This is a genomic window from Streptomyces sp. NPDC001508 (assembly GCF_040298665.1).
GTDB lineage: Bacteria > Actinomycetota > Actinomycetes > Streptomycetales > Streptomycetaceae > Streptomyces.
In genome coordinates this window covers 36,686-50,067 of record NZ_JBEPAP010000070.1, presented here as the reverse complement: position 1 = coordinate 50,067, position 13,382 = coordinate 36,686, and the positions used below count along the sequence as shown (strand labels likewise).

The 13,382-nt window shown below is 73.3% G+C and carries 9 protein-coding genes; 2 read left to right on the top strand and 7 right to left on the bottom strand.

Annotated features, from left to right (window positions below):
- Nucleotides 1–135: 135 nt before the first annotated feature.
- The gene (locus ABT245_RS38740; protein ID WP_351743596.1) at nt 136–1,872 is read right to left on the bottom strand and encodes a cell division protein PerM; all 1,737 of its coding nucleotides are present in this window, start codon (nt 1,870–1,872) and stop codon (nt 136–138) included.
- Here ABT245_RS38740 and ABT245_RS38735 point away from each other — a divergent pair.
- Complete coding sequence (locus ABT245_RS38735) at nt 1,855–2,907, top strand: RNA polymerase sigma factor (protein WP_502982270.1); 1,053 nt, start codon at nt 1,855–1,857, stop codon at nt 2,905–2,907. The two genes, ABT245_RS38740 and ABT245_RS38735, sit on opposite strands and share 18 nt — an antisense overlap.
- A 112-nt stretch (nt 2,908–3,019) precedes the next feature.
- Here the strand turns inward: ABT245_RS38735 and sucD are convergent, their stop codons facing one another.
- The 6 genes from sucD to ABT245_RS38705 all read right to left on the bottom strand — a co-directional run bounded on the left by sucD (nt 3,020) and on the right by ABT245_RS38705 (nt 11,807).
- A complete protein-coding gene (gene sucD, locus ABT245_RS38730) occupies nt 3,020–3,904 on the bottom strand; it encodes a succinate--CoA ligase subunit alpha (protein ID WP_351743594.1) in 885 nt (294 codons plus the stop codon).
- Between the two features lie 28 nt (nt 3,905–3,932).
- The gene (gene sucC, locus ABT245_RS38725) at nt 3,933–5,111 is read right to left on the bottom strand and encodes an ADP-forming succinate--CoA ligase subunit beta (RefSeq protein WP_351743592.1); all 1,179 of its coding nucleotides are present in this window, start codon (nt 5,109–5,111) and stop codon (nt 3,933–3,935) included.
- Between the two features lie 647 nt (nt 5,112–5,758).
- Nucleotides 5,759–6,448, bottom strand: coding sequence for a hypothetical protein (locus ABT245_RS38720; RefSeq protein WP_351743589.1), 690 nt, complete (start codon nt 6,446–6,448; stop codon nt 5,759–5,761).
- A 591-nt stretch (nt 6,449–7,039) separates the two neighbouring features.
- Nucleotides 7,040–8,239 (bottom strand): vWA domain-containing protein, encoded by a 1,200-nt coding sequence (locus tag ABT245_RS38715; RefSeq protein ID WP_502982268.1) that lies wholly within the window; start codon nt 8,237–8,239, stop codon nt 7,040–7,042.
- Nucleotides 8,236–10,665 (bottom strand): DUF5682 family protein, encoded by a 2,430-nt coding sequence (locus ABT245_RS38710; RefSeq protein WP_351743586.1) that lies wholly within the window; start codon nt 10,663–10,665, stop codon nt 8,236–8,238. Before ABT245_RS38710 ends, ABT245_RS38715 begins: the two co-directional genes overlap by 4 nt.
- Nucleotides 10,662–11,807 (bottom strand): ATP-binding protein, encoded by a 1,146-nt coding sequence (locus tag ABT245_RS38705; RefSeq protein ID WP_351743584.1) that lies wholly within the window; start codon nt 11,805–11,807, stop codon nt 10,662–10,664. Before ABT245_RS38705 ends, ABT245_RS38710 begins: the two co-directional genes overlap by 4 nt.
- A gap of 131 nt (nt 11,808–11,938) precedes the next feature.
- Here ABT245_RS38705 and ABT245_RS38700 point away from each other — a divergent pair, with 131 nt between their 5' ends.
- The gene (locus ABT245_RS38700) at nt 11,939–13,294 is read left to right on the top strand and encodes an SWIM zinc finger family protein (protein ID WP_351743581.1); all 1,356 of its coding nucleotides are present in this window, start codon (nt 11,939–11,941) and stop codon (nt 13,292–13,294) included.
- The last annotated feature ends 88 nt before the right edge of the window (nt 13,295–13,382 follow it).

Below are 13,382 nucleotides of genomic sequence, written 5' to 3'. Positions count from 1 at the left end.
TTCGTCGCCCGCGAGATCTACCGACACCTACCCCACGTGACCCACCCCACCAAACCGCTCCCACAGACCGCTTGACGATCTATAGGAGCTTCCCCGCCCCGGGGCCACGCCGCCTCGCTCCGGCGGGCGGCCCCTTCAGCTGAGCGAGTCGGACGGTGGGTGGGCGAGCGGATGGGGGCGCGCCTCCCGAAACGTCTCGTCATGCCACGCCGGTCCCCCGGGATCGTCGGCCGGCAGCAAGTCGTACGCGTCGGACCCCACCGGACCTCCGCTGCACTCCGCGCCCTGTGCCACCCGGACGCCCTCCGCCTTCCGCTCCGGCCTGAGCCACGCCTTCCGCTCCGGCTTCGACCGCGCCTTCCGCTGCGGCTTCGGCTGTGGCTTCCGCCCGGACTCCGGCTCCGGCTTCCGCCCGGGCTCGGCGGCAGTCCTCCGCCACCGCCGCGACAGCCAACCCCTCCCCCGCCGCAGCCACACCCGCACCCGCCGGGTCCGCAGTCGCCACGCCCGTACCAGCAACGCCACCGGGACGCCCACGCTCACGATCCACGCTCCTGTCGCGCCGCCCGCCTGCCACCACACAGGACCGAACCGGGCGAGCGCCGAGGTCCCGAGCGGCCCGCCCGCCGCCTCGGCGAGCACCGCGAACACCGCCGCGCACATCCCCGCGGCCAGCACCACCATCCCCGCGGTCCGTGCGGCGGACCACGCGGACCGCCCGGCCCGCACCGCCGCCGCGTCCTCGCCGGCACCGGTGTTCGCGTCCGCGCCCGGACGCGCGTCGCCCCGTCCCACCGCCCCCGCGACCGTGAACCAGGCCACGGTCAGTCCCGCAGCCAGCGGAACCGCCCCGGCCGCCCAGTTGTACGGGCCCCCTGTCCCCGCGTCCGGGACCCCCGCCAGCAGCGGAAACGGCGGCAGCAGCGGCGCGGGATCGGAGGACAGCGGGGACACCACATGCCCGGTGCCGAGGACGAATCCGGGTCCGAGACCGTAGGCGGCCGACCAGACGGCCGCGTTCGGCACCAGCCCCACGCACAGCAGCAGCACCGCGAACCGCCCGGACCAGCCGTCCGTCAGCTGAAGGAAGGCCCCGTAGGCCGCCCCGCCGTGCGCCACGAGGGACGCCGCGAGCAGCAGCGCCCCGCCCCCGACGAGCACCGCCGCCCCGGCCCCGGCGGCCCGCGCCGCCGTACCGAGGCCCGAGCCCGGTCCGGCTGCGGAGCCCGGCCCGGGAGCTGGGCGGCGCAGCCGCTCGGGCCATACCGCCACGAGGCCCGGCAGCGACTTCGGTGACGCGGGCGGCCGGCCGTACGCCGTCCACACCCCCGCGCCCGCCGCGCCCGCGGCGATCAGCGGCACGCACACGGCGACCCAGCGCCACTCCGGCCGCAACTCGCCGCCCCGGGCGTACAGGGTGGCGAGGCCGGCGACGGCGAGGTAGCCGAGGACGACGCCGGCCCACGCCGTGCCCGCGGCGACCGGCGGCGGCCCGTCGGAGTCCTCCGGCGCGTCCACCGCGTCCCGCGCCGCCCGGTACAGCGCCCACACCGGCGGCACGAGCAGCAGCAGCGGGGTGATGCCCATGGGCGCGGGAGCACCGGACAGCGTGTCGGTGCGGATGAGTTCGACCCCGTGCGCGAGCAGCCACAGCGTGGCGGCGAGGTGCAGCGCGCCGCCCGGCCCGCTGTCGGGGTACGGCGAACTGATCCACAGCACCAGTACGAGCACGGCGGACGAGCCGAGCCCGAGACCGGCCGCGATCACACCGCCCACGAGGCTCGCGCCCCAGCCGGGCGAGCGGTCGCGCAGCCGGGTCGGCAGGGACGACAACGACGGTCGGCGAGCGGTCTTCTGCGTCACGACCGCCATGCTCCCAACGACACGCGCTTTCCGGCTGTAACGGGCGAACCACCGAAGTGTCGCTCAATATATGTTTATGTTCTTTATCACACGAAAGGGCGTACAGTGACGCAGAGCCCCGCGAACCCGCCGCCGCGGCCCGAAGGGAAAAGGGCGACAGACCGTCAGGAAGCCGCGGAGGCACCGGACGTGACGGCCCCCCACTCCTCCCCGGCTTCCCTCGCGACCGAGGACACGACCACCCCCACCCTGACGCCCGCTCAGGCGTTCGACGCCCTCTACGCGTTCTGCGCCCCCGCCCTCGTACGGCAGACCTATCTGCTCACCGGGCGCCGCGAACTCGCCCGCGAGTCCGTGGAGCGGGCCTTCCAACTGGCCTGGCAGAACTGGCCGAAGGTGGCCCAGGACCCGGACCCCGCGGGCTGGGTGCGGGCGATGGCGTACGAGTGCGCCCTGTCGCCCTGGCATCGCTTCCGCCCCCGCTACCGGTATCCCGAACCCCCGCCCGCCGACCCCGGCGACCGCGTACTGCTGAAGGCGCTCCTCGCCCTGCCGCCGTCGTACCGCCGCACGCTCGTGCTGTACGACGGCGTCGGGCTCGGCCTGCCCGAGACCGCGGCGGAGACGGAGGCGAGCACCCCGGCGGCGGCGAACCGGCTCACGCACGCCCGCGCCGAACTGGCCGCGCGCGTCCCGGAGCTGTCGGACCCCGCGGTGCTCCACCGGCGGCTGGCCGAACTGGCCTCCACGGAACGGCTGCGGGCGCAGAAGCCGGAACCGGTGCGCACCCGCAGCGAACGCCGGAACCGCTTCTGGACCCAGGCCGCCATCGCCTTCACGGTCGCGATCATCGGTTCGACGGCCCTCACGCTGCGCACCGCGCCTACGCACTACGAACCCCCGCTCGCCCCGGCGCAGGCGGTGCGGGGCGTTCCGCCGAAGCCCGCGCTGGGCCCGCTGTCGCACACGGAGCAGCAACTGCAGGCCAAGCTGCGCACGGAGACCGCGAGCGGGCCGGAACGGCTGGTACCGCTCACCCGTTGAACGATTTCTCGCACCGAGCAGACGGAAGGGGTCCGCATCCGGTCGGATACGGACCCCTTCGTCGGCTGCCGGACCGGCCGCCGCTCGCGCCGCGGGGCTGCTGCCCGGTCGCTCAGCTGCCGAGGATGCCGCGGGCCAGCTCGGCCGTCTCGGTCGGCGTCTTGCCGACCTTGACGCCGGCGGCCTCAAGGGCCTCCTTCTTCGCCTGGGCGGTGCCGGACGAACCGGAGACGATGGCGCCGGCGTGGCCCATGGTCTTGCCCTCGGGGGCGGTGAAGCCCGCGACATAGCCGACGACCGGCTTGGTCACGTTCTCCTCGATGAAGGCCGCGGCCCGCTCCTCGGCGTCGCCGCCGATCTCACCGATCATGACGATCAGGTCGGTGTCGGGGTCGTCCTGGAAGGCGGCCAGGGCGTCGATGTGCGTGGTGCCGATGATCGGGTCACCACCGATGCCGACGGCCGTCGAGAAGCCGATGTCCCGCAGCTCGTACATCATCTGGTAGGTCAGCGTGCCGGACTTCGAGACCAGGCCGATGCGGCCCGGCTTGGTGATGTCGCCCGGGATGATGCCGACGTTCGACTGGCCCGGGGTGATGATGCCGGGGCAGTTCGGGCCGATGATGCGGGTCTTGTCGCCCTTCTTGCCGGCGTACGCCCAGAAGGCGGCCGTGTCGTGCACGGCGATGCCCTCGGTGATCACGACGGCCAGCGGGATCTCGGCGTCGATGGCCTCGACGACCGCGTCCTTGGTGAACTTCTCCGGCACGAAGATGACGGAGACGTCGGCGCCGGTCTTCTCGATGGCCTCCTTGACGGTGCCGAAGACCGGTACCTCGGTGCCGTCGAAGTCGACGGTCTGACCCGCCTTGCGCGGGTTCACGCCGCCCACGACGTTGGTGCCGTCACCGAGCATGAGCTTGGTGTGCTTCATGCCGGTGGCGCCGGTCATGCCCTGGACGATGACCTTGCTGTCCTTGTTGAGCCAGATAGCCATGGTGTGTTGGTGTCCTCGTCCTGAGTGCTTACTTGGCGGCGGCCAGCTCGGCGGCCTTGTCGGCCGCGCCGTCCATGGTGTCGACGCGCTGCACCAGCGGGTGGGCGGCGTCGGAGAGGATCTTGCGGCCCAGTTCGGCGTTGTTGCCGTCGAGGCGGACGACGAGCGGCTTGGTGACCTCCTCGCCCTTGTCCTCCAGCAGCTTCAGGGCCTGCACGATGCCGTTGGCGACCTCGTCACAGGCGGTGATGCCACCGAAGACGTTGACGAACACGGAGCGTACGTCCGGGTCGCCGAGGATGATCTCCAGGCCGTTGGCCATGACCTGGGCGGAGGCGCCGCCGCCGATGTCGAGGAAGTTGGCGGGCTTGACGCCGCCGTGCTTCTCACCGGCGTACGCGACCACGTCCAGGGTCGACATGACCAGGCCGGCGCCGTTGCCGATGATGCCGACCTCGCCGTCGAGCTTGACGTAGTTGAGGTTCTTCTCCTTGGCTGCGGCCTCCAGCGGGTTGGCCGCGGCCTTGTCGTGCAGTTCCTCGAAGTCCGGGTGACGGAACTCCGCGTTGTCGTCCAGGGACACCTTGCCGTCGAGGGCGATGACCTCACCGGAGGCGACCTTGGCCAGCGGGTTCACCTCGACCAGGAGGGCGTCCTCCTTGATGAAGGTGTCCCACAGCCTGACGAGGACATCGGCGACCTTGTCCGCGACCTCGGCCGGGAACTTCGCCGCGGCGACGATCTCCTTGGCCTTGGCCAGGTCCACGCCGTCGATCGCGTCGATCGGGGTCTTGGCGACGGCCTCCGGACGGGTGGCCGCCACCTCCTCGATCTCCATGCCGCCCTCTACGGAGGCGATGGAGAGGAAGGTGCGGTTGGCGCGGTCGAGGAGGAACGAGACGTAGTACTCCTCGACGATCTCCGGGGCGGTCTCGGCGATCATGACCTTGTGGACCGTGTGGCCCTTGATGTCCATGCCGAGGATGTCCGTCGCACGGGCGACGGCCTCGTCCGCGGTAGCGGCCAGCTTCACGCCACCCGCCTTGCCGCGACCACCGACCTTCACCTGCGCCTTGACGACGGACTTGCCGCCCAGCCGCTCGGTGATCTCGCGCGCCGCCTCAGGCGTGTCGATGACTTCACCGGCCAGCACCGGTACATCGTGCTTGGCGAAGAGGTCCCTCGCCTGGTACTCGAACAGGTCCACGCGCTTCCGTCCCTATCAGTGATCTCGCGGTTCGTTGGATGCGTGGGCGTGCCGCGAAGGGCAGCGTGACGTCCGCATGTGTCACAAGGGATGCGCACACGGTGTCCGAGCGCGCGGCATGTCCGTCTCGCAGGTTATCGCTGCTTCAGGGGGGCCTCTAAATCGCGGGTCACACCTGAGCGGTGATACCTGTCACATGATGCCGGGTTGGCTGGCACGGCGTGCCGCAGGGGCGAGGCCCCACCGGGCTGGGGTTGACCCGGTGAGGCCTCTGGAAGGGCCCGAAGGGGCCCGGGGCGGTCGATCCCCACCCCCAATGGGGACCTGACCGCCCCGCCCGTGGGGGTGCGGGCCGGACGCGCCGACGGCATTCGGCCGTCCGACTCCGACTGCCCCACGGAGTCGGTGGGGGGTGGCGGCGTCGGTGGGGGTGGCGGCTCGCCAAACCCGCGGTCACGCCAGTCACACCAGTCGCATACGTCCATGCCCGTTTCGTTTGCCGCGCCGGTCACATCTGGCGCTCGGGGCGGTCGTCAGAGGCTCAGAGGCCGACGACGGCCCGTGCGCAGGTGCGGCGGGTGCGGGCGAATGCGGGCTGCATCCGGGGGGTGGGTGGCGGTCCGGGCGGGGAGCCGACCGGGCCTGCGCTAGCCGGGGAAGACCGGGATGTCCTGGTGAGTGTCCCGGGTCCCGGGCGGGGCGACGCGCACGGCGGTGCCGGGCACGAGCCACAGCGGCACCCGGTGCTGCGAGGTGAGGGCGTACAGGTCGGCATGGCGCGAAGTGCCGCCGTCGAGGGCCGACTTGCCCACCGTGCCGTCCGGGTCGCCGGCGGGGGCGGGGTGGGACGGGCCGACCGCGGCGGCCGCGGCGCGATGACCGCCACTGCGCGCCGCGGAGGACCCCGGAGCGGGGGCGGCGGTGCCGTACGGGCCGTGAAGCCCGACGGCCGACGTCCCGTGCGCGGCGGTCCGCCCATCGGTGCGCGGGGCCGATTCGAGGGACGCCTGCGGCTCGCCCCGCTCCCCCGGCACGGGATCCGAGGCGACCGGCCTGGGCGGCAGCAGCCCCGGCAGCTCGGAGAGCCCAGGCAGCGACGCCACCGGCAACGGGGTCACCGTTCCCCCGGGCAGCGCCGGCAGCGTGGGCCGGGAGGGCGTGGCAGGCGCTTCAGGCAGTGACGGCAGTGTGGGCCAGGAGGGCGTGGCAGGCGCTTCAGGCAGCCCCGGCAGCGACGGCAGCGTGGGCAGCGTGGGCCAGGAGGGCGTGGCAGGCACTTCGGGCAGCTCCGGCAGTGACGGCACCACCGTCCGCGCCTCATCCAAGGTCCGGTTCACCACCCCGACCACCTCCCCCACAGTCCCCACAACCCCACCGCCAACGGAACGCACCACACCCTCGCCCCCAGCCCCCACCACAAACCCCGCCCCGCCCCCGTGCCCGGACAACGGATCGCTGGTGAAGGCCCGCGCCGCGTCCCCCGGCGGAGTCGCCACGGACGAAGTCGATACGGACGAGGCCGGGCCCGGAGTCGTTACGGCCGTCGGCGGGGACGGGACCGTCACAGCCGGGGGCGCGGACGGGGCTGATATGGCCAAGGTCAGGCCGAGGACCGATCTCGCCGAGGCCGGAGGCGGGGGCGGGGGCCCGTCGGCCGCGTGGGCCCGTTGGCCGCAGAGGAGTCCGAGCGCGACCAGCGCACCCACCAGCACCGCCAGCCGCAGCGCACGCCGCCCGCCCGCCGTGCGGCAGACGCGCACAACGGCACCGGACAGAGCTGCTGCTGAGGCCAAGAGCGGGTGGATCCTCCCGTGCGGCGGAACGAGTGACAGGTCGGCGCGACGCGGCCACCGATCCTCGCACGGGGCGCCCGAGGGTGCGCAAGCCCCCCATACCGATGGCCGGTCATGTCCCTTTCCGCCCGGGTCTCATATGCCGTCCGGTATCGGCAGCGGACGCTTCTCGATCGCCGCCGCCATGACCTCGGGGAACAGATCGGGGGTGCAGGCGAAGGCGGGCGTCCCCAACGCGGCGAGCGCGGCGGCGTGTTCACGGTCGTAGGCGGGCGCCCCCTCGTCCGACAGCGCGAGCAGCGCCACGAACTGCACCCCGGACGCCTTCATCGCCGCGACCCGCTTGAGCATCTCGTTGCGTATGCCGCCCTCGTACAGGTCGCTGATGAGCACCACCACCGTTTCGGTCGGCCGGGTGATCTGCGACTGGCAGTAGGCGAGCGCCCGGTTGATGTCGGTGCCGCCGCCGAGCTGGGTGCCGAACAGCACGTCGACGGGGTCGTCCAGTTGGTCGGTGAGGTCGACGACGGCCGTGTCGAAGACGACGAGCCGGGTGTCGATGGACCGCATGGACGCCAGCACCGCCCCGAACACGGAGGCGTAGACGACGGACGCCGCCATCGATCCCGACTGGTCGATGCAGAGGACGACCTCCTTCTTCACGGACCGGGCGGCGCGGCCGTAGCCGATGAGCCGCTCCGGCACGATCGTGCGGTACTCGGGCAGATAGTGCTTGAGGTTGGCCGCGATCGTGCGGTTCCAGTCGATGTCGTGGTGGCGCGGCCGGTTGATCCGGGCACTGCGGTCGAGGGCACCGGTGAGCGTGGCCCGGGTCCGGGTGGCGAGCCGCTTCTCCAGGTCCTCGACGACCTTGCGCACGACCGCCCGCGCGGTCTCCTTCGTGGTCTCCGGCATCGCCTTGTTGAGCGAGAGCAGCGTGCCGACGAGGTGCACATCGGCCTCCACCGCCTCCAGCATCTCCGGCTCCAGCAGCAGGGAGTCAAGACCGAGCCGGTCGATGGCGTCCCGTTGCATGACCTGGACCACGGACGAGGGGAAGTAGGTCCGGATGTCGCCGAGCCAGCGGGCCACGGCCGGGGCGGACGCCCCGAGTCCCGCCGAACGTTCCCGTCCCGACTGCGGTCTGTCCCCCTTTCCGTAGAGCGCGGCGAGCGCGCCGTCCATCGCCGCGTCCTGTCCGCGCAGCGTGCATCCGGTCCCGTCGGCGGAGTCGCCGCCGAGCACCAGTCGCCAGCGGCGCAGCCGCTCCCCGGCGGCGTCCGGCCCGGCCGAGACGCCGTCAGCCTGCCCTGTCATGGTCTGCGTGGTCGTCATGTGCCCACCTGCGCCAGGTCCTTGTCGTCGGTGTCCAGTCCGAGCAGCAGCCGCACCAGCGGCAGTACGGCTTCAGCGCGCTCGGTGTCGGGCTCGGGTGCGAACCCGGGTATGCCCGCCGTCCGGCCGGCCGACGCGCCGCCCCGCGCTCCCGGACCGCGCCGCACCAGCTCGCCGAGGGTCCGCCGCACGCCCGGCTCGTACGCCGAGAACGTCCGCCGCAGCAGCGGCAGGACATCCGTGAACGCGTCCGCGGGCACCCCGGTCAGCCATGCGTCGACCAGTCCCAGCAGCCGTTCGTCGTGCACGAGCAGCATGCCTCCCCCGCCGCCCACGAAGCCCTCGATCCAGGCGGCGGCGTCCTGCGGCGGGGTGCCAGGCGAGAGCATCAGCCCCATCATCCGGGCCGCCTCGTCCTGCCCCACCTCGCCCTCGTCCAGCAGGAGCCGCACGGCCCGGCCGCGGATGACCCCGGGCACGGTGTCCCGGCCCGACAACGACCGCAGCACCAAGCGCCAGCGGGCCCGCAGGTCGCCGTGGCTCGCGGCGGAACTCTCGGTGAGGAGCCCCACCGCGCTGTGCACCGCGTCCACGTGGCCGCGCATGTGCTCTGCCGCGTCCGTGTCCAGGGCGGTGCAGGCCGGTGGCAGCCCGACGAAGATCCGCTCGGCGAGGCCCGCGGCGACCTCGGCGAGCGCCTTGGTGTCCGTGCCTCGCACGTCGCCGTAGCGCAACGAGCGGACCAGGGCCGGGAGGGCCTGCGCGAGATGGCCGACGTCCGTGTCGAGCGCGGCCCGGTCGGCGAGCACCCGCATCACCGTCGGGAGCGCGTCGCGCAGTCCGGCCAGCAAGCAGTGCTCGGCCAGCGCGGTCACCTCGGCGAGCGCCTGCGCGGCCGTCGCATCCGCCTCGGCCTTGGCGGTCGCGGCGGCGACCACCGTCGTGCCCCACACCCCGGCCTCGGCGACCCGCACGGACAGCTCCGGCTCCCAGCGCAGCCGCCACGTCTCCCGGAACGTGCCCGTGCTGCCCCGTGACCGGGCCGGCTCGCCCCAGCCGATGCCCAGCAGCCGCAGCCGGTGCAGCAGCCGGCTGCGCCCGGAGTCGGTCTCCTTGCGCAGGTCCAGCTCCAACTCCCGTTCCAACGCCTCGGGTTTGAGCCGTAGCCGCCGTTGGAGCACGGTCAGGTCCCGCTGCAACGGCACGGCGGGCGCCGCGTCCGGTACCTCCCCCAGCACATCGCCCACCACCAGCCGGTCGTGCACGAGTGCCAGCGGCACGTCCGAGCCGTCGCACATCACCGCGCGCACCGCGTCGGTCGTCTCGGTCAGCCCCGGCAGCGGGCGTCCGCGCATCGCGGCGAGGGTTTCGGCCAGTCGGACCGCCTCGATGACATGTGCGGACGAGACGATCCGGTCCTCCTCGCGCAGCAGCCCCGCCACCTTGGTCAGCCACCGCTCGACCGGCCGGTCCGTGGCGCCGAACAGATGCCCGTACCAGCCCGGCGAGTCGATGCCCGCCCCGTAGCCGCTGACCCGGGACAGCCTGCGGTGCGTCCACGGCACCCATGTCATGTCCACCTTGACCTTGGGCAGCCCCTTCAGCAGGGCCCGGTCGGCGGTGACGGCGCTCTTCCGGCGCAGCGCGGGCACATGCCACGCCCCGCACACCACGGCCACGCGCTCGCCGGACTCCCGCTGCGCGGCCCGTAGTCGGAGCCGCATATACGCCTCCCGCACCAGGTCCCGGTCGTGCCCGCCGGCGCCGTATGTCTCCCGCAGCGCCGTCATCGCCTCCTCCAGTGCGGCGAACGGCGCGAGCGCGGCCTCATGGCCCTGGGTGCCCTCCTGCGGATCCCCTGCGCCCCGGTGCTCGATGACGTCCTCCCACCAGCGCTCGGGATCGTCGTATCCGGCGGTCTCGGCGAGCACGGCCAGCGGGTCGAGCCGAAGGGTGCGCTCGGCGGAGCGGCCGGGCGGGCCGTCGCCGCCGTCCATGGAGCCGGCCGGCTCGTCCCCTCCTTCCCCCTCCTCTTCTTCGCTCTTCTCCCCTTCTTCCCCTTTCTCTTTCTCTTCGCCTCTCTCTTCCTCCTCCTTGCGCCACGCCAGCGTGTGAGTGGCGGGCAGGTCGATGAAGCGGGCCGGCACCTTGTGCTCCAGGGCCCAGCGGACGGCCACCCACTCCGGGGAGAACTCGGCCAGCGGCCAGAACGCCGAGCGGCCGGGCTCGTCCACGGCGTGGGCGAGGAGCGCGACCGGCGGCCGCATCCCCGGGTCGGCGGCGAGCGGCAGCAGGGCGTCGGCCTCGGGCGGGCCCTCGATCAGCACCACTTCGGGCGCGGCGGCGTCCAGCGCGGCCCGCACCGCCCGCGCAGACCCCGGACCGTGATGCCGCACGCCGAGCAGCAGGGGACGGGCGTCGTTCACACGCTCACCTCCCGGCAGGCCCGGTAGAAGTCCTTCCAGCCGTCACGCTCGCGCACGACCGCCTCCAGGTACTCCTGCCAGATGACACGGTCGGCCGCCGGGTCGCGGACGACGGCGCCCAGGATGCCCGCGGCGACATCGCCGGGCCGCAGCACCCCGTCGCCGAAGTGGGCTGCCAGGGCGAGCCCGTTGGTGACGACGGAGATCGCCTCGGCGGTGGACAGCGTGCCGCTGGGCGACTTCAGTTTTGTACGGCCGTCGGCGGTGATGCCGTCGCGCAGTTCGCGGAAGACGGTCACGACGCGGCGGATCTCGTCGATGCCGTCGGGCGCCATGGGCAGGTCGAGGGAGCGGCCGATCTGGTCGACGCGCCGGGAGACGATGTCGACCTCGGCGTCGGCATCGGCCGGCAGGGGCAGCACCACCGTGTTGAAGCGGCGGCGCAGCGCGCTGGACAGGTCGTTGACACCGCGGTCGCGGTCGTTGGCCGTGGCGATCAGGTTGAAGCCGCGGACCGCCTGCACCTCCTGGCCCAGCTCCGGTATCGGCAGCGTCTTCTCCGACAGGATCGTGATCAGCGTGTCCTGCACGTCGGCCGGGATACGGGTCAGCTCCTCCACCCGGGCCGTCATGCCCTCCGCCATGGCCCGCATCACCGGGCTGGACACGAGGGCGTTTCGGCTCGGGCCGTGGGCGAGCAGCTGCGCGTAGTTCCAGCCGTAGCGGATGGCCTCCTCGGGGGTGCCCGCCGTGCCCTGCACCAGCAGCGTCGAGTCACCGCTGACCGCGGCGGCGAGATGCTCGGACACCCAGGTCTTCGCCGTGCCCGGCACACCGAGCAGGAGCAGGGCGCGGTCGGTGGCGAGCGTGGTGACGGCGACCTCGACGATGCGGCGCGGGCCCACGTACTTCGGGGTGATCACCGTGCCGTCCGGGAGGGTGCCGCCGAGCAGGTAGGTGGCCACCGCCCACGGCGACAGCTTCCAGCGGGCCGGGCGCGGGCGGTCGTCCTGCGCGGCCAGCGCGGCGAGTTCGGTGGCGAAGGCGTCCTCGGCGTGCGGGCGCAGCGCCTGCGCCGCGTTCGCGGGCGCGGAGTGGTTCTGGCTCGGTTCGACGGACGTAGGTTCCACGGACACAGACATGGCTGAGGCCCCCTCCAGCTCGGCCGGTTCGGATCTGTGTCCACCGTGCACCACGCCACTGACAATCGCTCTGACCTGCGGAAATGCACTGGCAGGGCCGATTGTCAGTGGGGGGATCTACCTTCGATGGCATGACTCAGCAGGGGGTGCGCTGGACCGCGGACCAGGTGCTGGCACTGGCACCTGACGCCGCATCACGCAAAGCGGGAAGCAAACTCGGCGCGGCCGGGCCGTGGTCCGGGGCGGGGAGTTCCGACGAGGGGACGGTGTGGGGACTGTGCAAGGGCAGTGGCAGCAAGCCGTATCAAACGGTGGTGGACATCGCGGACGCGTCCGGCCCCGCGTACAAGTGCAGTTGTCCGAGCCGCAAATTCCCGTGCAAACACGCGCTGGGGCTGCTGCTGCTCTGGGCCGGCGGGGACACCGCGGTGCCAGCGGGACGGGCCCCGGACTGGGCGGAGCAGTGGACAGCGGAGCGGAAGAAGCGCGCGCAGGACAAGCGGTCCGAGGCCGCGGCCGGTTCCGCCGCCGGATCCGGTGATCCCGAGGCGGCCCGGCGCCGGGCGGAACGCAGGGCCGAGCGGGTCACGGCGGGCGCCACGGAACTGGAACAGCGCCTCGCCGACCTGCTGCGCGGCGGCCTGGCCTCGGCGGAACAGGCGGGTTACGGCCTGTGGGAGGAGACGGCGGCCCGCATGGTCGACGCACAGGCCCCCGGACTGGCGGCGCGGGTGCGGGAGTTGGGCGCCATACCGGCGTCCGGTCCGGGCTGGCCGGTGCGGCTGCTGGAGGAGTGCGCGCTGCTGCACCTCCTCGACCAGGGCTGGCTGCGCCGGGAACGGCTGCCGGACGGCCTCGCCTCGACCGTCCGGTCCCGTGTCGGACTGCCCGCCGCGCCGGACGGCCCGTCGACCCGCGACCGCTGGCTGGTCCTCGCGCAGTACGACACGGCGGACGCCAAGCTGACGACGCGCCGCATCTGGCTGTACGGCGAAGGATCGGGCCGCACCTGCCTGCTCCTCTCCTACGGCGCGGCGGGCCGGGCCCCCGAGCAGTCCCTGCCGGTCGGGCTGGCCCTGGAGGCGGAGGTGGCCGTCCACCCGGGCGCCGGGCAGCTGCGGGCCGCGCTCGGGGAGCGGTTCGCCCCGCCCGCACCCGCCGCGATACGGCCGCCGGGCGAGACGACAGCGGGTGCGGTCGCCCGGTACGGCGAGGCCCTGCGGAACGACCCATGGCTGGGCGCGGTGCCGGTGACATTGGACCGGGTCGTCCCCACGCCGGACGGCGACTCCTGGCAGTTGGCGGACGCCGACGGGGACGGGGCGCTGCCGCTGGCCCCGGCCGCCCGTTCCCGCCCTGGGCTGTGGCGGCTGGTCGCCCTGTCCGGGGGCGCCCCGGTCAAGGTGTTCGGCGAGTGCGGCCACCGGGGCTTCACTCCGCTGACGGCCTGGCCGGAGGGCGCCGGGGAGGCGGTGGCCCTGTGCTGAACGGACCGAAGACCACGGGAGACCCGATCAGAAGGAGTCGTATGAACGGGAGGAGCGCCGCGGTGCGGGGGGCAGCCGCTCTGCCGGA

Coding starts and splice junctions, on each gene's coding strand:
- ABT245_RS38740 (WP_351743596.1), bottom strand. CDS start 1,872: ATGGCGGTCGTGACGCAGAAGACCGCTCGCCGACCGTCGTTGTCGTCC.
- sucD (WP_351743594.1), bottom strand. CDS start 3,904: ATGGCTATCTGGCTCAACAAGGACAGCAAGGTCATCGTCCAGGGCATG.
- ABT245_RS38715 (WP_502982268.1), bottom strand. CDS start 8,239: ATGACGACCACGCAGACCATGACAGGGCAGGCTGACGGCGTCTCGGCC.
- ABT245_RS38705 (WP_351743584.1), bottom strand. CDS start 11,807: ATGTCTGTGTCCGTGGAACCTACGTCCGTCGAACCGAGCCAGAACCAC.
- ABT245_RS38700 (WP_351743581.1), top strand. CDS start 11,939: ATGACTCAGCAGGGGGTGCGCTGGACCGCGGACCAGGTGCTGGCACTG.